Genomic DNA, 1,084 nt, shown 5'->3' on the forward strand with positions numbered 1-1,084 from the left:
CCCCCACTCCTTCGCTAGCCCAGTTCAGTTGTTTAAGACCTGCCACACGCAGCCATGTAGCAGGCCGTCGTCGCCATGAAATCAGAACGGCTCATCGTCCTCCGGTTCCTGGCCGCCCTTACGCTTTCGCTCCCGTGATTTGATCTTGGCCTGGGCCGCCAAGCTACTGTGTTGCAGGCGATAGGACTCGTTACCGGTTTCGACGATGTGGCAGTGGTGGGTCAGCCGATCCAGCAGGGCGGTGGTCATCTTGGCGTCGCCGAACACGCTCGACCATTCGGCGAAGCTCAGGTTGGTGGTGATCACCACGCTGGTGTGTTCGTACAGCTTGGACAGCAGGTGAAACAGCAACGCACCGCCAGCCTGGCTGAACGGCAGATAACCCAGTTCGTCGAGGATGACCAGATCCATGCGCAGCAGTGCCTGGGCGATCCGCCCGGCTTTGCCGTCGTGTTTTTCGCGCTCCAGCAGATTGACCAGATCGACCGTGGAGTAGAAGCGCACGCGCTTACCGTGCCGGGTGATGCCGGACACGGCCAGCGCGGTGGCTAGGTGGGTTTTACCGGTGCCTGGCCCACCGATCAGCACCACGTTCTGCGCGGTGTCGGTAAAGGCCAGGCTGGCCAGCTCGCTGATCAGGCGTGCGTCGGCGCTAGAGGCGTTGAAATCGAAGCTGGCCAGATCGCGGTGCATCGGCAGCTTGGCCATGTTCATCTGGTGGCTCACCGAGCGCATGGCGCGATCTGTGTGCTCTTGTTCCAGCAGGTGTTCGAGCAGCCACTTGGACGAGGCTGTGTTCGACTCACCCTGTGCAGTTAACTCCGCCCAGGCCGTGGCCATGCCGTGCAGGCGCAGCTCCTTGAGTTCCGCCATCAAATCACGCATGACCGACCTCCTCGGCCTGGCCACGCAGGCGGTCGTAGCGCGCCGTGTTAGCGACGGGGGCTTCCTTGAGCGACAAGTGGGTTTCGACGCTGGGTGGTGGTTCGGTCGCGGCCAGGCGCGCCACGACATTGAGGATGTGTTCGGCGCTCAGGCTGCCGCTCTCCAGTACCAGCTCAACGGCTACCAGCACGGCATCGAG

At 62.6% G+C, this 1,084-nt stretch carries 1 protein-coding gene and 1 pseudogene; both read right to left on the minus strand.

The genetic code is table 11. From position 1 onward, the window contains the following. Positions 1-81 precede the first annotated feature (81 nt). Positions 82-885, minus strand: coding sequence for an IS21-like element ISPst3 family helper ATPase IstB (gene istB / locus FIV35_RS29480; protein WP_011911830.1), 804 nt, complete (start codon positions 883-885; stop codon positions 82-84). Then, positions 878-1,084 (minus strand): annotated as a pseudogene (locus FIV35_RS29485) (IS21 family transposase); the annotation flags it as partial. The pseudogene FIV35_RS29485 and the gene istB, both read right to left, overlap by 8 nt.

Origin of the sequence: Pseudomonas rhodesiae, assembly GCF_007858255.1 — a bacterium.
Lineage (GTDB): Bacteria > Pseudomonadota > Gammaproteobacteria > Pseudomonadales > Pseudomonadaceae > Aquipseudomonas > Aquipseudomonas rhodesiae.

Excerpts from the sequence above, each read along its gene's own strand:
- istB (WP_011911830.1), bottom strand. The coding sequence starts at position 885 with ATGCGTGATTTGATGGCGGAACTCAAGGAGCTGCGCCTGCACGGCATG.